Origin of the sequence: Nocardia sp. NPDC049707 (assembly GCF_040674855.1) — a bacterium.
Taxonomy (GTDB): domain Bacteria; phylum Actinomycetota; class Actinomycetes; order Mycobacteriales; family Mycobacteriaceae; genus Nocardia.
The window spans coordinates 357,419-378,329 of sequence record NZ_JBFANN010000002.1 but is presented as its reverse complement, the minus strand read 5'-3'; the positions used below and the strand labels follow the sequence as shown (position 1 = coordinate 378,329).

The window sequence follows — 20,911 nt, the reverse complement described above, 5'->3', positions numbered from 1 at the left end:
GGGATTGGCGCGGCTGAATCCCGGTGTCGGCGAATGGCTTTCGCCGACACCGAGCGGGATCGAGCGCGCTAGTAGCCCGGCACCGCACCGTCGCCGTTGACCAGGAGGTTCGCGAGGCTGCGGAACATCGGCAGGCCCGTCTTGATCTCCAGATACGCGAACTGGCCCTGCGGGTTGACCTCGAGGAAGTAGTATTCGCCGTCGAGGCCGAGGCGTAGATCCAGCACGCCGAAGCTCAGGCCGAGTGCGCCCATCAACGTGGCCAGCGATTTGCTGACCGACGCGGGCAGATGCTCCGGTGCGAAGTCGACGGTGGTGTCCAGCCGGGAATCAACCCGGCCGACCCCGGACTGCGAGTCGATGCGTACCGCCCATTCGATGCCGTCCATCCACACCACCCGCAGATCGCACTGCGCCTCGACGTAGTCCTGGAAGGTGGTCGGCGCGGAGCGGATGCCCGCGAGGCGGCCGAAGTCGGCCTTGGTGATTATTCGGGTCTCGGCGAATTCGGCACGTCCGGTGCCGGTTCGCTTGTAAACCACCGAGCCCGAACGTGATTCGACGAAACTGCGCGCCTCGTCCGGATCGTTGGTGATGAGCGTTTCCGGGATCGCGAAACCGGCTCGGCGCGCGGTCTCCAACTGTACGATCTTGCGGCTCGCGGTGCGGTCGGCACCGGGATCGTTGACCCAGTACGCCGGTATCGACCACAGTAAGCCCTGGATGAAGCCGTCGCATTCGGCTTGGCGGTAGGCGTCATCCGAGGCACGCACACCGGCCGGAACCTGGGTGGGATGCGGTCTGCGCCACCAGACCGAGCGGACATCGTCGAGTCCGAGCACATGGGACAGCGATCGCGCGGTGCCGCGCCGATCGAGCCGGAAGCTTCCGGATTCGCGCGGGAAGTCGCGCAGGTCGAGCTGAATCGGGCTGAGTCCGTGGTGTTCTCGCAACGTCGCCGCCATCGCGGTGCCGTGCAGATCATCGGATTCGGAGACAATGAGGACCGAACCTGTCCGGCGCGCCGCCATACACAGTTCCGTTCAGTCGAGACTGTCGCAGTTTATGCCGTCGTCGCTGGTCGCGAGCGATTTGGTTTGGCAGTAGGTGAAGGTCGCTCCGCTGGTGCCCGGGCAATGGGCCAGCTGCAGGCTGTCGGCCCAGGACGCGGTGAGTTGTTGTAGCGCTTCATCTCCCGATGCCGCGGAGGGTTCCTCGGCCAGCGTCATCGGCCGGTCGACGAGGTCGATGCGTAGGCGGCGGGTGAAATCGGCGGTGGCGCCGGGGCGGATATCCATCAGTACCGGACGGCCGTCGCGCTCGGCGGTCGCACCGTCGGCCCAGTCGATGACCCGCAGCACATCGTCGCGGTGGAAGGTCCAGGTTCCTTCGGTCACTTCGACCGTGAAATCTCGTTCCGACTCGGCCACCAGCAGTCCCTGCAACGCGGGTACCCGGTCGCCCGTCGACCCGGTACCGGGGAGGTGGATTGCGTCGGTCATAGTGAGCTCTCCGATCTGCTCGCGATTTGCCAGGACCCACGAGCGGGAACTGGATCATATCGCGCAAGGGTCTCGCACGGTTCGGATCGGGAGATTTGACCGCGGCTGGCAAACCCGATTTCGGCTCGGGATGCGCTTGCGCCGAAAGAATTTCAGGATGGGCCCGAATGGGCTTCAGCAATCTTTGAGCTACTTCTCGATGGTTCGGCATGGTCGATATTGCCCAGGATTGGCGGCTGTGCATCATGTGGTACGGATGTGCCCGGTGTGGTTCAGGGTTCTAGGGAGGCCGGGTTGTTCGGCGAGCGCTCGCGAGCGTGCGCTGGGAAGTATCCGACGACTTACCCATCTACGTACGAAATCAATTGTCGCTGCGTCGCTTCACGAATCGCGCCGGTTCGCGTTGCGCTCGGCCCACCAATCGGGCGACTCGACGAACCAGTTGTCGTACTCCTCCTGTGCTGCCGCCAACTCTTCGAAGGTGGCCGCGCCCTTGGTCAGGCGGTCGAGCAGGCGGAAGTAGCCGAAGCGCTCCACCGCTGGCATGAGGGCGATCAGGATCCGCGCGGAGCTGTCCGGGCTGGCGCCGAAGGCGTGCGGCATCAGTTTCGGTACCACGATCGACCCGCCCGCTCCCACGGTGACGATCTTGTCTCCGGCCAGCACCTGCAATTCGCCGTCGGCGACGTAGAACAGCTCGTCCGACTTGGTGTGGTAATGCGGTGCCGCGCCGTCGGCGCCTCGAGCCATGTCGACCTCCAAGTGGCTGACCGCGCCGCCTGCCTCGTTCGAGTCGATGAGCAGGCGCATGGTGACCGAGGGGGTCACCATGGTCTCGGCATCGTGCGGCTGGCGGATGGCGAAGGTGCGGTCGGTGGTGCTCACGATGGTCACTCCATATGATTCAGTGATTGATAATTCACTACCGAACTATATCTGGGTGAATAGAATGCTGTCCATGGCTGAGTCGCGACAACTGATTTCGCAGGCACATGGGTAACCCGCCGGGTACGTCCAGAACCCCGCCAGGCACTCAACCGCCGGCCCGCAACGACACTGTCGCGGCACTCACGACCGGCAAAAGGTTCGGGGAGGCGGAACAGGATCCGGTGGATGCGATCGTCGAACAGTGGCGCCGGGAGCGACCGGACCTCGAGTTGGCGGCGATGGGGGTGATCGGACGAATGGGTCGGCTGCTTGCGGTGGCGCAGCGAGATATCGAGGCGGTCTTCATCGCGCACGGGCTGCAGCGTGGGGAGTTCGATGTGCTTGCCGCACTGCGTCGTTCGGGGGCGCCGTTCGAATTGAACCCATCGGTGCTCGCCGACACACTGATGCTGTCGCGCGCGGGGATGACCGGACGGCTCGACCGTCTGGAGTCCGCGGGGCTGGTCCGGCGCATCGCGGATGCGCAGGATCGCCGCGCCATCCGGGTCGCGCTCACCGAGACCGGCCGCACGCTGATCGATGAGGTTGTCACCGCGCATACCGAGAACGAAACCCGCATGTTGTCGGTGCTCTCGGCGAAGGACCGCCACGATCTGGACCGGATAGCCCGCGTACTGCTCGCGAGCCTCGAGGGCGGGACGAAATGAGGTAGTCCGCTACTCGTGTGCCGGTGCGGTCATCGGGGCACTCTGCAGTGATGATCGACATCATCACCCTCCGCGGCACGGGTGAACCGCGGAATACCGATGGGACGCCCGCCGGCATGCTGCGCGATGTCACGAAACTGCTCGATCCCGGCCGATTCACCGCCTTCGAGCCGGATTGGCCCGCCTCGGTCGGGCCGAGCCCAGAGCTGTGGGGCCCTTCGCTGGACACCTCGATCCGGCTCGGCACCGCCGCGGGTGTCAAGGCGATTCAGGACTCGCCGAATGTCTGCGGGCTGTTGAGCTATTCGCTCGGAAGTATCTGCGCGAGCAAGATCCTGGAGGGGGTGCGGTCGGGTAAGTACAAGAACACCGACGGCTCGCCCCTGGAAATCGCCTTCGCGGTCAATATCGCCAACCCGCTGCGCAAACGCGGCCAGTCGGTCGGCAATCTCTGTCCGGCAACGACTTACGGCCTGCACGGCGAACACGGTGCCTGGCCCGCACTCGATGTCGAAGAATACGCGAATCCCGGCGATATCATCACCGCGGCACCGGGCGACTCGCCGCTGCGGGTCATCGATGTCGGCATCTCGCCGTTCTCGTTCGTCGAGGGCGCCCGCATCGGTAATGTGGCCCCGCTGATCTTCGCCGAGTTGCTGCGTTTCCTGATGAACGATCCGATGGCCGATCTCGATCGCTACGCGACCGCGGTCAACGGTGTCATCGGCTATCTGACGCCCTGGCCGGACGGCCAGCATGTGCTCTACTCCGGACACACTATGCCCGGCACGAATGTCCTGTGGACGACCCATGCCGCCAACTATCTGAACGCCAACTACTGACCCGCCCAGGGCAGTTCGGGAACTCCGGACGGGTGGGTCGGCGCCGCCGGGGACGGGTCCACCATCATCCCCGTTCTCCCCGGCGGCGCCGCACTCGTGCTGTTCGGCTCAATCACCCTGCGCGGCAGCGGAAATGGGCTGCCATTCGCGCCAGAGTGCCAGGCGGGATTCGTATTCCGCGGTGGCGATGGTCAGCGGGGCCGCGCCGAGGAAAATGCGCAGCGGCGGCTCGGGCGCGTCGACGACCGCGAGGATGGCGGTGCCAGTGGCGGCCGGATCGCCCTGGCGCACCGCCGCGCGCTGGGCGGCTCGTGCCGCCCTGGCCGCATCGTAGGCCGGGAGCGGGGTGGCATGCCGCGACGAGGGGCCGGCCCAGTCGGTGCCGAATCCGCCCGGTTCGATCAGGGTGACGTGGATGCCGAAGGGGGCGACCTCCTGGGCCAGCGCCTGGGAGAAACCTTCCAGTGCCCACTTCGACGCGTGGTACGCGCCGAGGTTCTGGAAGGCGGCGATGCCACCGATGCTCGATACCTGGATGATGTGGCCGCTACCCTGGGCCCGCAGGATCGGCAGGGCCGCCTGGGTGACCCACAGCGCGCCGAAGACATTGGTCTCCACTTGCGCGCGGAACTCGTCCTCGCTGAGTTCCTCGATCATGCCGAACTGGCCGTAGCCGGCATTGTTGATCACGATATCGAGCCGTCCGAATCGCTCGACCGCCTGCTGTATCGCGGCGAAATCGCCGTCCCGGTCGGTGACGTCCAAGTGCAGTGGCAGGAAGGTGTCAGGATATTTGGCGACAAGATCGTCGAGTGTGCTGGTATCGCGCGCCGTACCGGCCACGTGATCGCCGCGCTCCAATGCGGCGAGTGCCCATTCACGGCCGAATCCTCGTGAGACTCCGGTGATGAACCAAACTTTGCTCATGCGATCCACGCTAGTCACTTGGAGTGCACTCAAAGCAAGTGTTCACCGCGGATGCAGCGTAACCGGCAGCGCCGAGGGCGACAGGACGAAGTCGCGATTGGAGGCGCGTACCACATAGTCCGGGTCGGGTGTCGGGCGCCAGCGGACCAGCAGCGCCGCGGCGGCGAGGCCGATTTCGATCATGGCGAAATGGTCGCCGAGGCAGCGGCGACGGCCCACGCCGAATGAGAGGTTGGCCTTCTTGTCGATATCGGCGGCGCGGTCGGGCGACCAGCGGTCTGGGTCGAAGGATTCCGGATCGGCGTAGTACCGCTTGTTGTGCTGAACCAGATAGGGGGAGAACATGATCGCCGTGCCGTCCGGAACGGTGAGTCCGCCGATGGTGATGTCGCCGTCGGCGGTGCCCGCACTGATCCACGGCCCCCAGAACCGAAGTGTCTCCGCCACAACCTGTTTCAGATACGGGAGTGCACCGAGATGATCGGCGCGCACCGGGCCCGCGCCGACGACAGCATCGAGTTCGGCATACAGTCGCTCGGCGATCTGTGGGCGGCGCATGACCTCGTGCCAGAGCCAGCCGGTCAGTGACGCCATCGAGCCGACACCACCGGCCAGCATGAGGATCGCCTCATCGATGATGTGCTCGTCGGACAGGGTCGCGCCGGTCTCGCTGTCGGTGTGCCGGATGAGCGCCGAGACCACATCGTTGAAATCCTCGTCGCGGCGGCGGTATTCGGCGATGACGGCCCCGATGGCGGTCCGCAGGTTGCGAGCCTTCGTGCGCCAGCGCCAGTTCGAAATGAGTCGCAGCCGACGCACCTGCGGGGGAAGTGCGGTGCGCAAGATGACCTGACTGAGCAGCCAGGGCACGCTGTCGCGGATCTCGCGGCGTGCGTCATCGCTGAAGTCGGCGGTGAACAGCGTCGAGGAGACCGTGTCGAGGATCAGGCCGTGCGCCTCGTCCATGAGATTCACGCGTCCGCCCGAAGGCAGGCCCGCCGACCAGGTTTCGGCGATATCGGCCGCCGAGCGCGTGTATTCGGCGAGGCGGCTCTGCCGCAACGCGGGCGAGATCATTCGCCGCCGCAGTTTGTGTTCCGCGCCGCGCAGCACATTGACGGATCCGCCCGCGACATCCTCGATTGCTTCGCGCAGATCATCCCGATTGAGTTCGGCATCGCCGAGCCCGACCTCGCGGACGAGATCCGGTGTGGTGAGTAGATATCCGGTCTTCTGGCCGAACCGCAGGCGCACGATCGGGCCGAGATCGGCCAGCGAGGTGACGAACCCCGGAGCGTCACGCAGAGCCCGCAGGCTGTGGCCGACCAGCGGCAGCTGACCGGGCGCGGTCGGCACCTCCGAAAGCGATTGCGGCAGGACCAATTCCGGGCTGCGCGCGGCCTCCACACGAGCCTGCCGATAGATCTCGAGTACAGTCCCGATGTGCTGTGACTGTCGTACCGAGTCGCCGTATTTGCCGAGGATCTGGCGCATTTCCGTGAGCGCGGTGCGATCGGCGTCGAGCTTCGAGATGGTGTCGGCGATCGCGACGGGCGACGGATCGGCGGTGCGAAGGCCGCCCCCGGTCGGCACCGATTCGTCGAGATCGGGATCGCAGTAGATGATCGGCAGACCGACCGCCACCGCCTCCAGCAGGACCATGCCCTGGGTGTCGAAACCGTTGGAGGGGAACAGCAGTGCGTCGCCTTCGGACATGGCGGCGAGGCATTCGGCCTGAGTGGCTCTGCCGTGCAAGCGGATTCGGTCTGCGAGTTGATACTCGCCGATGGCGGCGGCTGCCTCGGCGCGCAGGTCGCCATCCCCGTAGACATCGAGCGTGCAGTTGTCGAGGTACCGCACGGCCTCGATCGCGGCGAGCAGTCGCTTCTCGACGGACAGTCGCCCGCACCAGATCAGCCGCAGCGGCGCGTCGGCCGCCTGCTCGACAATCATTGTGCCGCCGCTGTTTTCGATGAGCTCGTCATCGACACCGTTGGATACCACCCGCAGCGGCCGGGTCAGCCCGTGGGCGAGCAGCTGGTCGGCGAAGTGCTGGGTCGGCGCGATGACCCGATCCGCGGCCTGGGCCTGACCGACGATGGTCCACCAGGCATGACGCGCCGCACGGCTTTCGGCGCGGTGTGGCATGTACTGATCATGCGGTACGAACCGGCTGTGCAGCGCGCGCAGGGCGAGCGCCGCCGGATACGGTGCGGGCGAGGTGTTCTCGATGAACGCGTCGTCGCGGCTCTGGGCGGTGTGGATGAGCGGAATCCGGTGTCGCCGTGCGGCTTTCATACCGGTGATAGCGACGCCGTAGGTGGTGTGAGTGTGCACGAGGTCGATCGGGCCGCGCCCGGCGAAGGCGGCGTCGATGAGTTCGGCATTGTGCTTGGTCGGCAGCACAACCGGGAATCCATTCACCGCGAGACCGCCGACCGCGTGCAGTGGCACCACATTCGGGAGCTCGTCGGCGCCCGGCTGCGGCGCGACGAACAGGGTGACGCGGTGACCTGCGCGTTCGAGTCCGCGGCACAGCGAAGCGACCGCTGTCTGAATCCCACCGAGGGTGGCCGGGTGGTAGTCCATGAACATCGCTATGTGCACAATGGCACTGTACTGACACATCGCCGCCGTGCGGAGCCCGCAATTCTGTGGATCATCCGGTCGGCGTCGTCAGGGCCCCGATACCGAAAGAGCCGCCGTGAAAATAGCGATTCCGCTCACCGGAACCCGCGGTGACGTCCAGCCCGTCGTGGCGCTGGGACTTGAACTGTGCCGTCGCGGCCATGATGTGCTGCTCGGTGCGCCGCCGAATCTGGTCGAATTCGCCACGGCCACCGGGCTTGCCGCCGTCGCATGCGGACCGGATGTGCAGCAGCTCTACAGTTCGGACGCCGGACAGCGGGCGCTGGCGGCGGGTAACACCCTGCGGCTCATGCAATTGGTCGCCCGGCAGATGGCCGATTATGCCGAGCAGATGAATCGGGAGGTCATCGACGTCTGCACGGGTGCGGAGCTGATCGTGGCGACCACTGTGACGGAGGATCGCGCCAGTTCGGTTGCGGAGGCAATGGGAGTTCCGCTGGTCAGCCTGCATTACTTCCCCTGCCGCGGCAACGGCGCATATCCGTTTCCGGGTGCGTTGCCCCCGCGGTGGCATCCGCCCGCGGTCGTCAATCGGGCGACCTGGGCATTCGCGGAGAATCTGCGCCGGGTGGTGTTCATGCGCTATCTCAACGATCTACGGACGACGCTCGGGCTGCCGAAGTCGCGGGCGAGTACCGCTGCGGTATTGGCGCGTGCACAGGTGCCCGAAGTGCAGATCTACGATCCGGCATTGGTGCCCGGACTGCCCGAACAATGGGATGAGCGCAGGCCGTTCACCGGATTTCTGACGCTCGATCACGCCGCCCGGGAGGCCGTCGGTGATCTGGCGGGCGACCATGCTGGCATTCTGTCGTGGATCGAGACGGGGGCGCCGCCGGTATTCTTCGGATTCGGCAGTATGCCCATTAGGGATACGGCCGCGGTGCTGGCCATGGTCAACGAGGTGTCTGCTCGTTTGGGCGTGCGTGCGTTGGTGAGTGCGGGCTGGAGTGATCTGGATATCGCCGATGCGCAGGCGGGGCCGAATGTGAAGGTGGTCGGTCCATTCGCGCACGATCTGGTTTTCCCGTATTGCGCCGCGGCGGTGCATCACGGCGGTATCGGGACGTTATTCGAGAGTCTGCGTGCCGGATTGCCGACATTGGTCTGCTCGGTATCGTTCGAACAGCCGATGTGGGGCGGGCAGGTCGAGCGCCTCGGGGTTGGTGCGCATCTGCCGTTCACCAAACTCACCGAGGCTCGGCTGGAACAAGGCGTCGCGTCCTTGCTCACGCCCGAACGCCGTTCCCGCGCAGCGGAATTCGCGAAGACGCTGAGCACCGAGGACGCCGCCGCCCGTGCCGCCGATATCATCGAGGCCGCCGCCCGGTGACCGACGTCTTCGCCGACACCGTCGTGATGTTCCGCCGCTGTGTCCGGCACACCCTGCGCAGTCGCGACACCTTGATCATTTCGCTGCTCATGCCGATTCTGGTGATGCTGCTGTTCACCTACGTTTTCGGCGGGGCCATCGATGTCGGCGGACCCTATCTCGACTATGTGGTGCCCGGAATCATGTTGCTGTGCACGGGTTTCGGCTCATCGATCACCGCCACCGCCGTCTCCACCGATATGACCCGGGGCAGCATCGACCGCTTCCGCACGCTGCCGATGTTTCGCCAGGCCGTACTCGCCGGCCACGTCGTCGAGGGGGTCGTCCGCAATCTGGCGGCCATCGCGATCGCGGTCACGGTGGCGCTCGCACTCGGATACCGCCCCCAGGCCGACCCACTCGGCTGGCTTGCGGCCCTCGCGGTCATCGCCCTGTTCGTCACCGCCATCTCCTGGATCGCAGTCGCTCTCGGCTTGGTCGCCAAGAATCCGGAAGCTGCCGGCGGCCTCACCTACGCCATCATGTTCATCCCCTATATCAGCAGCGCCTTCGTTCAAACCACCACCATGCCCCACTGGCTCCGCGGCTTCGCCGACTACCAACCCGCCACCCCGATCATCGAAACCGTACGCGGACTCCTGAACTCCACCGACATCGGCCACAATGCCCCCCTCGCCCTCTTCTGGTGCGCCATTCTCGGCGCCCTCGGATTCGGCAGCGCCAGCATCGTATTCGGCCGTTTATCCCACCACTGACCGCTCAGCGGTCACGGCGGGTCGGGCTCGCCGGCAGAGACATCGCGACACCTTGTTCCGATGCGGGTCGACCCGTTCGGCTGGTTCACTCCTTGCGGCGGACCGAGGCTTCTACGAGATCCAGTACCGCGGAGAGGTTTTCATTGGTGTGGCCGGAGGCTATGCGGGCGATGAGGCCGTCGAGGACGAGGTCGAGGTAACCGAGGAGGACATCGGTGGGGACATCGTCGCGGAGGGCGCCTGCGGCCTTGCGGCGTTCCAGGCGGGCCAGGGTGGCGGCGGTCAGTTCGGCGGAGCGCTGGGTCCAGCCGGCGCGGAATTCCGGATCGGTGCGCAGGCGGCGCGCGATCTCCAAACGGGTGCCGAGCCAGTTGAATTGCTCCGGGTGGGCGAGCATATCGCGCATGACCTGCACCAGTCCCTGATTGGCCGCGACGTCGGCCATGCGGTCGGCATCTTCTTGGGCCAGCGCGAGGAACAGGGCGTCCTTGTCCCGGAAATGGTGGAAGATCGCGCCGCGCGACAGGCCGATGCCCTCTTCCAGGCGGCGCACGGTTGCCCCTTCGTACCCGTATTCGGCGAAACAGGCCCGCGCTCCCTCCAGAATCTGACTACGCCGGGCGGCGAGGTGATCGTCACTGACTTTGGGCATTTCGGCGGGCTCCTCTGAGCGAAGCGGGCAATGCAATGTGAAGAGGTCCGCGCACCGCGGGTAATGCGGTGCGCGGACCTACTACAGCACAGGCGTTCAGCCGCGAATCATGTTGCGCAGCACGTACTGCAGGATGCCACCGTTGCGGTAGTAGTCGGCTTCACCGGGGGTGTCGATCCGGACTACCGCGTCGAAGGTGACCACATTACCGTTCTCCTTGGTGGCGGTGACCTTCAAGGTCTTCGGAGTCACACCCTCGTTCAGCTTGGTGATGCCCTCGACATCGAAGGTCTCGGTGCCGTCCAGCTTCAGCGACGCGGCCGACTCACCGGCCGGGAACTGCAGCGGAATGACGCCCATACCAATGAGGTTCGAGCGGTGGATGCGCTCGAAGGACTCGGTGATGACGGCCTTCACGCCGAGTAGCGAGGTGCCCTTGGCGGCCCAGTCACGCGAGGAACCCGAACCGTACTCCTTACCACCGAGTACCACCAGCGGGATGCCCGCGGCCTGGTAGTTCTGCGAGGCGTCGTAGATGAACGCCTGCGGGCCACCGTCCTGGGTGAAGTCGCGGGTGTAACCACCCGAGACATCGTCGAGCAGTTGGTTGCGCAGCCGGATATTGGCGAAGGTGCCGCGGATCATCACCTCGTGGTTGCCGCGACGCGAGCCGTAGGAGTTGTAATCCTTGCGCTCGACGCCGTTGGCCTCCAGGTACTGTGCGGCCGGGGTGCCCGGCTTGATGTTGCCCGCGGGGGAGATGTGGTCGGTGGTGACCGAATCGCCCAGCAACGCGAGGACACGCGCGCCCTTGATGTCGGTGACCGGCTCCGGCGTCTGGGGCATGCCCTCGAAGTACGGAGGCTTGCGGACGTAGGTCGACTCCTCGGCCCACTCGAACGTCTTGCCCTCCGGGGTCGGCAGCGAACGCCAGCGCGCGTCACCCTTGAAGACATCCTTGTAGTCCTCGAGGAACATATCGCGGGAGATGACCCGGTCGATGGTGTCCTGGATTTCCTGCGTCGAGGGCCAGATGTCCTTCAGGAACACCTCGTTGCCATTGGTGTCCTTGCCGAGCGCGTCCTTCTCGAAGTCGAAGTCCATGGTTCCCGCGAGCGCGTAGGCGATGACCAGCGGCGGCGAGGCCAGGTAGTTCATCTTCACATCGGGGGAGATGCGGCCCTCGAAGTTGCGGTTACCGGAAAGTACCGCGGTGACGGTCAGGTCGTTGTCGTTGACCGCCTTGGAGATCTCCTCCGGCAGGGGACCGGTGTTACCGATGCAGGTGGCGCAGCCGAACGCGACCAGGTTGAAGCCCAGCTTGTCCAGGTACGGCCACAGACCGGCCTTTTCGTAGTAGCCGTTCACGACCTGCGAACCCGGGGCCATGGAAGTCTTCACCCACGGCTTGCGGGTCAGGCCCTTCTCCACCGCGTTGCGGGCCAGCAGTGCCGCGCCCAGCATGACCGACGGGTTGGAGGTGTTGGTGCAGGAGGTGATCGAGGCGACCACGACCGCGCCGTGATCCAGCACGAAGTCGCCGTACTCCTCGGTGGAGACCTTGACCGGCTTGGACGGGCGGCCCACCGCACCGTTCGCGGCGGACGGCAGGACGGCGTCGTCCTCGGCGAAGGAGAGCACCGCCGGATCGCTGGCCGGGAAGGACTCCTCGATGGCCTCGTCCAGGTGGGTGTGCGGGGTCGCGGCGGCCGGACCGGTCTCCGCGTCATCGGTGTAGTTGTGGATGTCCTTGCGGAAGGCGGTCTTGCTCTCCGACAACAGGATTCGGTCCTGCGGACGCTTCGGACCCGCGATGGACGGCACCACGGTGCTCAGGTCCAGCTCGAGGTACTCCGAGTAGGCGGGCTCGTTGTCGGCGTCGTGCCAGAGGCCCTGCTCCTTGGCGTAGGCCTCGACCAGCGCGACCTGCTCATCGGAGCGGCCGGTCAGCTTCAGGTAGTCGACGGTCACCTCGTCGATCGGGAAGATCGCTGCGGTGGAACCGAATTCGGGGCTCATATTGCCCAGGGTGGCGCGGTTGGCCAGCGGCACCTCGGAGACGCCCTTGCCGTAGAACTCGACGAACTTGCCGACCACACCGTGCTTGCGCAGCATGTCGGTGACGGTGAGCACCACATCGGTGGCGGTCACTCCCGGCTTGATCTCGCCGGTCAGCTTGAAGCCGACGACGCGCGGGATGAGCATGGAGACCGGCTGGCCCAGCATGGCCGCCTCGGCCTCGATACCGCCGACGCCCCAACCCAATACGCCGAGGCCGTTGACCATGGTGGTGTGCGAGTCGGTGCCGACACAGGTGTCCGGGTACGCCTGGCGGATCACGTTGCTGCCCGAGCGGGGGCCCTGCGTGGTTACGCCTGCGGCTGCCTCCTCCGGGCCTGACCCGCTCGGGCGGTCGCGGACCATGACGACGCGCGCCAGGTGCTCGATATTGACCTGGTGCACGATGCCGGTGCTCGGCGGAACGACCTTGAAATCGTCGAAAGCCGTTTGGCCCCAACGCAGGAACTGGTAGCGCTCACCGTTGCGCTGGTATTCGATGTCGACGTTGCGCTCGAAGGCGTCTGCACGGCCGAATACGTCGATGATGACGGAGTGGTCGATGACCATCTCGGCGGGGGCGAGCGGGTTGACCTTGTCCGGGTCGCCGCCGAGGGTGGCGACGGCCTCACGCATGGTCGCCAGGTCGACGATGCAGGGCACGCCGGTGAAGTCCTGCATGATCACACGGGCCGGGGTGAACTGGATCTCGGTGTTCGGCTGAGCCGACGGATCCCAGCTGGCGATGGCGCGGATGTGATCGGCGGTGATGTTGGCGCCGTCCTCGGTGCGGAGCAGATTCTCCGCGAGGACCTTCAGTGCGTAGGGGAGTTTTTCGGTGCCCGGCACGGCCGAGAGACGGAAGATCTCGTAGGAGTTGCTTCCGACCTCGAGGGTGCCCTTGGCGCCGAAAGTATCGATACTTGTCGTCACGTCAGCTCCACTCGTCTGTGAGGGTGGCCGCGGGCGGGGCTGTGCTCGCGGCTGGTCTTTCGAGCGATCTGCAAGCAGTCGCTACGGCTACGTCTTCGGAGGGTTCCAGCACTGGAACTTACTGGCTCCTCGCACCTTCGAGCCTAACAGTACGCTTGTCCTGTGAAACGCGCGGGTGCCGTTGGACGCGCCGTCTGAATGTGATCCGACACCCCGTCGCGTACTGTGCTTTCGAGTTGTTCGGGGTGACCGGTGGGCTTGCATCGGTTCCCCCCGCAGTGTTGGATGCCCGTCGCCTCGCGTACCGATGCGGCTCGACAGACCGGATGGAAGATGACCGTCTCGCACACCTCGGTGTTCACGCCCATGCGCGCCGAACTCCCCCCTGGTATCGACGACACGACGTTGACCCAGATCAAGGAGGATGTGGCCGACAATCATGTGGCCATGCCGAAGGGTAAGGATCAGGACGCACTCGAGGCGGTCGTCGCCGATGCCCGAGCCCATGGCATCGAACTCAGCATCGTGGTGATTCCCGGTAATCCAGGCCACGACTCCAATCTACGTGACCTGGCCACCGAGGTCGGCAAGGCCGAGCGCGGAACCGTGGTGGTGCTCAGCGACGACTGGGTCGGTACCTACAGCGATTCGATCAGCCGGGTGAAGCTGGAGTGGGCCGAGGACGCGTCCAAGAGTACGCAGGGGCATTCGGCGCAGGCGGCGCAGATTTTCGTCGATCGGCTGGAGCGGCCGGAGAAGGTCTCCTGGACCGCGATCACCAGTGTGCTGCTTGTTGGCACCGCGGTGGTGGTCGGCGGACTCTACTGGGTGAAGTCGCGCCGTCCTGCCGGGCGGGCAGCTGTTCCGGTGGGGGTTTCGGCTCGTGACGACAACCAGGATCTCACCTCGTAGCGAGTATCCACTCAGTTACTTTTCCTGACGGTCGGTTTATTTTTCCCGGCCGAATCCCAGCATGCATCCGGCTATCTCCGGGCTGCGGGAAAATTACTCGGCTGTAGTCCTGTTGCCATAGTTTCTTTGGTGAAAGATGTGTCGTACGGTTCGAATGATGGCTGATGGGGAAAGAGTGATCAGAGAGCTATCTGTCAACCGCTGAGTGGGATGGTTCGCAGGGGGCTCGTGAGGTTAAGCCTGTTCGGGTCCTTTGGGAGGTGCGATGCGCAACAACGGCGTTGCCAGCGATCGGCGTCCGCTGTGGGTCGCTCTGGGGTTGCTGATCACTGCCGCCATGCTCGTCACGGCCGGACCGGTCGCCGCGGTGCCGCCTGCCCCGCCCAACCCGAGCGATGACCAGATCGCCGGTGCTGGAGCGCAAGTCGACGCCGGAGTGAGCGAGGTCGGTGCGCTGATCAACCAGGTCGCGGCGACGGATCAGAAGCTGCAGGAGCTCGACGCCGCCGTCGCGCACAGGCGTGAAGAGGTCAATAAGGCCCTCGTCGATCTGCAGGACGCGCGCGACGCCGCCGACGCGGCCGCGGCGGCGGTGGTGCAGACCCAGCGCGAACTGAGCGAGGCCGGAACCCAGGTCGACCAGGCCAGGCGCAACTTCGACCAGTTCGCGGTGCAGGCCTACACCCGGCCCGCCGCGACCTCGATGGTGACGTATCTGTCCTCGGCCACCCCGGATGTTGCCCTGAACCGCGCCCAGGTTTTCACGCTGGTATCGAAGAATCAGCAGTCGGTGCTCGACTCGCTGCGCCGCGCGCAGATCGCGCAGGGCAATGAGAATGCCAGTGCGCGCCAAGCGAAGTCGGCCGCGGACGCGGCTGCCGCAGCGGCCGAACAGAAGAAGACCGACGCCGAGAACGCCGTCGCCGCGGTGAAGACCGAACAGGATCAACAGGCGGTGCAGCGGGAGGGCCTGCTACGTGAGCGTGCGGCGGCGCAGAGCCGCCTCGATCAGGCCCGCGCGAATGTGGCCGGGCTGCAAGGACAGCGCGAGGCCTATCTGGCCTGGGACGAACAGCGCAAGGCCGAGGAGGCCGCCATTCGCGCCGCGGCTGCGGCCGCGGCCGCGCGCGCGGCCCAGGACCAGGCCGCCAAGGACCGCGCGGCGCAGGCGGGCGAGGGTAGACGACCCCATATCCAGATGGAGGATTCGCCGCCGCCGCGCCAGACCAAGCCGCGCGTCACCAGGCCGACCCTGCCGTCCATCGGCGGTGCCGATGCGATCGAAACCGTGGTCGATCGGGCGATGTCGCAGCTGGGTGTCAACTATGCCTGGGGCGGTGGCGACGAGGACGGGCCGACCCTCGGCATCCGCGACGGCGGTGTCGCCGACAGCTTCGGCGATTTCCACAAGGTCGGCTTCGACTGCTCGGGTCTGATGATCTACGCCTTCGCCGGTATCGGCGTCTCATTGCCGCACTACAGCGGCTATCAGTACAACGCGGGCACCAGGGTGCCCGTGGCCGCGCGCAGCCGCGGCGACATGCTGTTCTGGGGGTCGAACGGCAGCGAACATGTTGCGCTCTACCTCGGAAACGGGAAGATGGTGGAGGCGCCGCAATCCGGCGAGGTGGTACGGGTGGCGCCGGTGCGCGAGGGCGGCATCATGCCGTACGCGGTGCGGATCGTCTCGTAACCCCTAGGCTGGGTCGCACGCCGCGAACCCGACCGCGAACCTGCTGATTTGCCGTGATCTCGGGTCCGGTTGCGGCATATGCGGCCGTTACCTGGAATAGTTGTGGCAGCACGCACAGGACCAAAGCGAAAGCGGGGATGTTGGTGACTTCGACGGACGGTGTGAGCGGGGCAAATTTGGCTAAATCGGCCACTGCTCCCGCACCCAGCACCCTGGAGCGTGACGTCCAGACCCTGGAGAAGGCGATATACGAGGTCAAGCGCGTTATCGTCGGTCAGGATCGGCTCGTCGAACGGCTGCTCGTGGGGGTGCTGGCACGCGGCCACGTTCTGCTCGAGGGTGTGCCGGGTATCGCCAAAACCCTTGCGGTGGAGACCTTCGCGAAGGTTGTCGGTGGTTCGTTCGCTCGCGTGCAGTTCACCCCCGACCTGGTGCCCACCGACCTGATCGGTACCCGCATCTATCGCCAGGGCCGCGAGGAATTCGATACCGAACTCGGCCCGGTCGTGGCGAACTTCGTCCTCGCCGACGAGATCAACCGCGCGCCGGCCAAGGTGCAGTCCGCACTGCTCGAGGTGATGGCCGAGCGGCATGTATCGATCGGCGGCAAGACCTACCCGATGCCCGATCCGTTCCTGGTCATGGCGACCCAGAACCCGATCGAGAGCGAGGGCGTGTATCCGCTGCCCGAGGCGCAGCGCGACCGCTTCCTGTTCAAAGTGGTCGTCGACTACCCGTCGGTGGAGGAAGAGCGCGAGATCATCTACCGGATGGGTGTCACCCCGCCGGCAGCCAAGCCGATCCTCGAGCCGTCCGAGCTGATCCGCCTACAGCAGGTGGCCGCGAATACGTTCGTGCACCATGCGCTGGTCGACTACGTGGTTCGGGTGATCACGGCGACCCGCAAGCCCGGTGATTTCGGCATGCAGGATGTGGCGAGCTGGATCGCCTACGGCGCCTCGCCGCGCGCCAGCCTCGGCATCATCGCCGCGGCCCGCGCCGTCGCGCTGATCCGCGGCCGCGACTATGTCGTGCCGCAGGATGTCGTCGAGGTGATTCCGGATGTGCTGCGCCACCGCCTGGTGCTGTCCTACGACGCGCTGGCCGATGAGATCAGCCCCGACGATGTGATCAAGCGCGTGCTGCAGACGGTGGGCCTGCCGCAGGTCGGGCCGCAGGCGGTCGCCCCCGGGGCGGCTGCTGTCCCTGCTCCCGCAGCGCCGCCCGCCATGGGTCCGCACGGCGCGCCGGCCCCCATCGCGCAGCCACCGTCATCCCAGGACGCGGTGCCGCAGCCGTCGGTCGCGCAGATGTCTTCGGCCGCCGGCAATAACCAGCCGAAGTGACCTCCGCATCGGATCCGATTCCGCCAGCGCCGATGTCCCCACATGCACCACCGTCTTTCCGATCGGGCGAACTGTCCGACCCGAAGTTGACGGCCGCGCTCAAAACGCTGGAACTGACCGTCCGTCGTCGGCTCGACGGTGTGCTGCACGGCGATCACCTCGGCTTGATTCCGGGCCCCGGCTCGGAGCCTGGCGAGGCCAGGACCTATCAGCCGGGCGACGATGTGCGGCAGATGGATTGGTCGGTCACCGCTCGCACCACCCATCCGCATGTGCGGCAGATGATCGCGGACCGGGAACTCGAGACCTGGATGGTGGTCGATCTGTCGGCCAGTCTCGACTTCGGTACCGCGCTGTGCGAGAAGCGCGATCTTGCGGTTGCGGCCGCCGCGGCGATCACCCATCTCACCAGCGGCGGTGGCAATCGGATCGGCGCGGTCGTTGCGACCGGAGAGCAGTTGACCCGCATTCCCGCGCGCAGTGGCCGGGTGCACGCGCAGTCGATGCTGCGCGAGATCGCGACGACGCCGCACGCCCGCGACGGTGTGCGTGGCGATCTGCGCGAGGCGATCGAATCGCTGCGCCGCCCGCAGCGCAAACGCGGACTCGCGGTGGTCATCAGCGACTTCCTGGGTGAAATCAACTGGCAGCGTTCGCTGCGTGCCATCTCCGCGCGCCACGATCTGCTCGCGGTGGAGGTGCTCGATCCCCGCGATCTGTCGTTGCCCGATGTGGGGGATGTGGTGCTGCACGATCCCGAGACCGGGCGCACCCGCGAGTTCAGCGTGACGCCTGGGCTGCGCGCAGATTTCGCGGCCGCCGCCGAGCGTCATCGCGTTCAGGTCGAACAGGCCCTGCGCAGTTGCGGCGCCCCGGTGCTCAGCCTGCAGACCGATCGGGACTGGATCTCCGATGTGGTCCGGTTCGTGTCCACCCGGCGCCACGCATTCGGCGCCCCGAGCGGACGGGCGCCGCGCCAGTGAGTATTTCGCATTTCACCGCGCTGGTCTGGCTCGGTTTCCTCGCCGTGGTCGCACTGATCGCGTTGGGCTACATCCTCGTTCAGCGCAGCCGCCACCGGCACATGCTGCAGTTCTCCAATATGGAGCTGCTGGAGAAGGTCGCCCCATCGCGGCCGAGTCCGATGCGGCATGTGCCGATCGCGCTGCTGCTGGTCGGTCTGGTGTTCCTCACCATCGCGGCCGCGGGGCCGACGGCGGTCAAGAAGGTGCCCCGCAATCGCGCGACAGTCGTTCTGGTGATGGACGTTTCGCTGTCCATGGAGGCGACCGATGTGCCGCCTTCGCGACTGAAGGTGGCGCAGAAGGCCGGTAAGGAATTCGTCGACGGGCTGCCGCCCGGTATCAATCTCGGCTTCGTCACCTTCGCGGGCACCGCCTCGGTGATGGTGCCGCCGACGACGAACCGCGAGGCCGTCAAGGCGGCCATCGACAACATCAAACTCGCCGAGCGTACGGCTACCGGCGAGGGCATTCTCACCGCGCTGCAGTCGATCGACACCCTGGCCACGGTGTTGGGCGGCGCGGAAACGCCACCGCCCGCGCGTATCGTGCTGATGTCCGACGGTAAGCAGACGGTGCCCGACGACAAGGATGCCGACAATCCACGGCACGGTTTCACCGCTGCCCGCCTGGCGAAGAACAAAGGTGTTCCGGTGTCGACGATTTCGTTCGGCACCTCGTGGGGCTCGGTGGAGATTCCGGACTCGGAGGGTAGGGGCACTCAGCGCGTCAAGGTGCCTGTCGACGACGACGCGCTGCGTGAGATCGCCAAACTCTCCGGTGGCGATTTCTACACCGCGTCGAGCCTGACCGAGCTGACCAGCGTCTACGACACGCTCGAAGAACAGATCGGCTACGAGATGACCAGGGGCGATGCCAGCAGACCATGGCTTTTGCTCGGCATGCTCGTTATCGCAGCCGGTGTAGTTACCGGCTTGCTCTATCGTCAACGCCTGCCGTAGTCGTCAATGCCCACCGTCGCGACGCGCCCGGTTCTGCAGAGAGCACTCTGTGTGGCCTGGGCGTGGCGCGCGAACCCGAACAGATAGGTTGGTTCTCATGTCGAACATCACATCCCGGTCGGTCCTGGTGACCGGAGGCAACCGCGGTATCGGCCTGGCGGTCGCGCAGCGTCTGCTCGCCGACGGGCACAAGGTGGCCGTCACACATCGTGGGTCGGGGGTTCCGGACGGTCTGTTCGGTGTGAAATGCGATGTGACGGACAGTGATTCGGTCGACGCCGCCTTCACCGAGGTGGAGCAGCATCAGGGTCCGGTCGAGGTATTGGTCGCCAATGCGGGCATCACCGATGACACCCTGCTGATGCGGATGACCGAGGAGCAGTTCACCAAGGTCATCGATGCGAACCTGACCGGTGCGTTCCGCTGCGCCAAGCGCGCGAATCGTGCCATGCTGCGGGCACGCTGGGGGCGGATGATCTTCCTCGGTTCCGTGGTCGCTCTTGCCGGTCAAGCCGGACAGATCAACTATGCCGCGTCCAAGGCCGGTGTTATCGGTTTGGCTCGGTCGGTCACCCGTGAACTCGGCTCGCGTTCGATCACCGCCAATGTCGTCGCGCCCGGCTTCATCGAAACCGATATGACCGCCGAGCTGCCCGACGATCTGCGTGACATGGCGAAGAAGTTCATTCCGCTGCAGCGTCTCGGCCAGCCCGAGGATGTCGCGGCCGTGGTCAGCTTCCTCGCTTCCGAGGATTCGCGCTATGTGTCCGGCGCGGTAATTCCGGTCGACGGTGGCATGGGCATGGGTCACTGAGCCAACCGACAGCGGCGCGCCGCCTCGGCGGTTGCGCAACCCCACGAACTTCGACTGAGGAGAACCGAAAACCCATGGGCGGATTGCTCGAAGGCAAGACCATCCTGATCACCGGCATCATCACCGATGCGTCGATCGCGTTCCACGCGGCCGCGGTCGCGCAGGAGCAGGGCGCGCAGGTGATCATCACCGGCATTCCGGAGCGGCTGCGGTTGATCGATCGGATCGCCAAGCGACTGCCGCAAGAGGTCGCCCCGGCGATCCCGCTCGATGTCACCAATGAAGAGGATCTGGCGTCGCTGGCCGATAAGCTCCGTGAGCTCGCGCCGAACGGCCTCGACGGTGTACTGCACTCGATCGCCTTCGCGCCGCGCACGCTGATGGGCCCGGAGGCGCGTCCATTCCTGGACGGTCCCGGTCCGGACGCGGCCAAGGCCTTCGAGATCTCGGCCTGGAGCTACGCCTCGCTGGCCCGCGCCGTACTGCCGGTGATGAACGAGGGCGGTTCGCTCGTCGGCATGGACTTCGATCCGCGCACCGCGATGCCGTTCTACAACTGGATGGGTGTGGCCAAGGCCGCGCTGGAGTCGGTGAATCGGTACGTGGCACGCGAGGTGGGCACCGCCAAGCGGGTTCGTTCCAATCTGATCGCCGCCGGTCCGATCAAGACCCTCGCGGCCAAGGCCATCGCGGGCACCGCGACCGACGATGCCGCCAAGCTGAACCAGCTCAACACCTACTGGGACGGCGCGTCGCCGATCGGCTGGGATGTCGACGATCCGACCGTGGTGGCGAAGTCGATCGTCGCACTGCTCTCGGACTGGCTGCCCGGCACCACCGGTTCGATCATCTACGTCGACGGTGGAGCCAGCCACAACACCTGGTTCCCGGAGAATATGTCGATCAACTGACGTAA

The 20,911-nt window shown here is 65.9% G+C and carries 18 protein-coding genes; 11 read left to right on the top strand and 7 right to left on the bottom strand.

Going from position 1 to position 20,911, the window contains the following annotated elements:
* Positions 1–68: 68 nt before the first annotated feature.
* The 3 genes from AB0J29_RS04155 to AB0J29_RS04145 form a co-directional block, all read right to left on the bottom strand.
* Positions 69–1,031 (bottom strand): hypothetical protein, encoded by a 963-nt coding sequence (locus AB0J29_RS04155; protein WP_364778876.1) that lies wholly within the window; start codon positions 1,029–1,031, stop codon positions 69–71.
* 12 nt (positions 1,032–1,043) lie between these two features.
* The gene (locus AB0J29_RS04150; RefSeq protein ID WP_364778873.1) at positions 1,044–1,502 is read right to left on the bottom strand and encodes a hypothetical protein; all 459 of its coding nucleotides are present in this window, start codon (positions 1,500–1,502) and stop codon (positions 1,044–1,046) included.
* Positions 1,503–1,883: 381 nt separating this feature from the next.
* Positions 1,884–2,312, bottom strand: a complete 429-nt coding sequence (locus tag AB0J29_RS04145) for a cupin domain-containing protein (RefSeq protein WP_364778972.1) — start codon at positions 2,310–2,312, stop codon at positions 1,884–1,886.
* 299 nt (positions 2,313–2,611) lie between these two features.
* On the opposite strand from AB0J29_RS04145, the gene AB0J29_RS04140 reads away from it, so the two are divergent.
* Positions 2,612–3,097: a MarR family transcriptional regulator gene (locus AB0J29_RS04140; RefSeq protein WP_364778870.1), complete on the top strand. Its 486-nt coding sequence runs from the start codon at positions 2,612–2,614 to the stop codon at positions 3,095–3,097.
* A gap of 50 nt (positions 3,098–3,147) precedes the next feature.
* Positions 3,148–3,939 (top strand): hypothetical protein, encoded by a 792-nt coding sequence (locus tag AB0J29_RS04135; RefSeq protein WP_364778867.1) that lies wholly within the window; start codon positions 3,148–3,150, stop codon positions 3,937–3,939.
* A 108-nt stretch (positions 3,940–4,047) separates the two neighbouring features.
* Here AB0J29_RS04135 and AB0J29_RS04130 read toward each other — a convergent pair whose 3' ends face one another.
* Together AB0J29_RS04130 and AB0J29_RS04125 are read right to left on the bottom strand one after the other, a co-directional pair.
* Positions 4,048–4,866 carry an SDR family oxidoreductase gene (locus tag AB0J29_RS04130; RefSeq protein WP_364778864.1) on the bottom strand — a complete coding sequence of 273 codons (819 nt, stop codon included), beginning with the start codon at positions 4,864–4,866 and terminating at the stop codon, positions 4,048–4,050.
* 42 nt (positions 4,867–4,908) lie between these two features.
* A complete protein-coding gene (locus AB0J29_RS04125; RefSeq protein ID WP_364778861.1) occupies positions 4,909–7,473 on the bottom strand; it encodes a cytochrome P450 in 2,565 nt (854 codons plus the stop codon).
* A gap of 97 nt (positions 7,474–7,570) precedes the next feature.
* Between AB0J29_RS04125 and AB0J29_RS04120 the strand changes: the two genes are divergently transcribed.
* Together AB0J29_RS04120 and AB0J29_RS04115 are read left to right on the top strand one after the other, a co-directional pair.
* Entirely contained in the window at positions 7,571–8,848 is a 1,278-nt protein-coding gene (locus AB0J29_RS04120) for a glycosyltransferase (RefSeq protein ID WP_364778858.1), read from the top strand.
* 26 nt (positions 8,849–8,874) lie between these two features.
* A complete protein-coding gene (locus tag AB0J29_RS04115) occupies positions 8,875–9,603 on the top strand; it encodes an ABC transporter permease (protein ID WP_364778969.1) in 729 nt (242 codons plus the stop codon).
* Positions 9,604–9,688: 85 nt separating this feature from the next.
* Here the strand turns inward: AB0J29_RS04115 and AB0J29_RS04110 are convergent, their stop codons facing one another.
* Positions 9,689–10,255, bottom strand: a complete 567-nt coding sequence (locus AB0J29_RS04110; protein ID WP_364778855.1) for a helix-turn-helix domain-containing protein — start codon at positions 10,253–10,255, stop codon at positions 9,689–9,691.
* A 96-nt stretch (positions 10,256–10,351) separates the two neighbouring features.
* Positions 10,352–13,246, bottom strand: coding sequence for an aconitate hydratase (locus AB0J29_RS04105; RefSeq protein ID WP_364778850.1), 2,895 nt, complete (start codon positions 13,244–13,246; stop codon positions 10,352–10,354).
* A 333-nt stretch (positions 13,247–13,579) separates the two neighbouring features.
* Here AB0J29_RS04105 and AB0J29_RS04100 point away from each other — a divergent pair, with 333 nt between their 5' ends.
* The 7 genes from AB0J29_RS04100 (at position 13,580) to inhA (ending at position 20,906) form a co-directional block, all read left to right on the top strand.
* Positions 13,580–14,158 carry a DUF6676 family protein gene (locus AB0J29_RS04100; RefSeq protein WP_364778847.1) on the top strand — a complete coding sequence of 193 codons (579 nt, stop codon included), beginning with the start codon at positions 13,580–13,582 and terminating at the stop codon, positions 14,156–14,158.
* 265 nt (positions 14,159–14,423) lie between these two features.
* Positions 14,424–15,851, top strand: a complete 1,428-nt coding sequence (locus AB0J29_RS04095) for an NlpC/P60 family protein (protein WP_364778844.1) — start codon at positions 14,424–14,426, stop codon at positions 15,849–15,851.
* A gap of 137 nt (positions 15,852–15,988) precedes the next feature.
* Complete coding sequence (locus tag AB0J29_RS04090) at positions 15,989–17,197, top strand: MoxR family ATPase (RefSeq protein WP_364778841.1); 1,209 nt, start codon at positions 15,989–15,991, stop codon at positions 17,195–17,197.
* Positions 17,198–17,229: 32 nt separating this feature from the next.
* Positions 17,230–18,180, top strand: a complete 951-nt coding sequence (locus AB0J29_RS04085) for a DUF58 domain-containing protein (protein WP_364778966.1) — start codon at positions 17,230–17,232, stop codon at positions 18,178–18,180.
* A complete protein-coding gene (locus AB0J29_RS04080) occupies positions 18,177–19,181 on the top strand; it encodes a VWA domain-containing protein (protein ID WP_364778838.1) in 1,005 nt (334 codons plus the stop codon). The genes AB0J29_RS04085 and AB0J29_RS04080 overlap by 4 nt, the downstream gene beginning before the upstream one ends.
* 97 nt (positions 19,182–19,278) lie before the next feature.
* The gene (gene fabG1, locus AB0J29_RS04075) at positions 19,279–19,995 is read left to right on the top strand and encodes a 3-oxoacyl-ACP reductase FabG1 (protein WP_364778835.1); all 717 of its coding nucleotides are present in this window, start codon (positions 19,279–19,281) and stop codon (positions 19,993–19,995) included.
* 74 nt (positions 19,996–20,069) lie between these two features.
* A complete protein-coding gene (gene inhA, locus AB0J29_RS04070) occupies positions 20,070–20,906 on the top strand; it encodes an NADH-dependent enoyl-ACP reductase InhA (protein WP_364778831.1) in 837 nt (278 codons plus the stop codon).
* Positions 20,907–20,911: the final 5 nt, after the last annotated feature.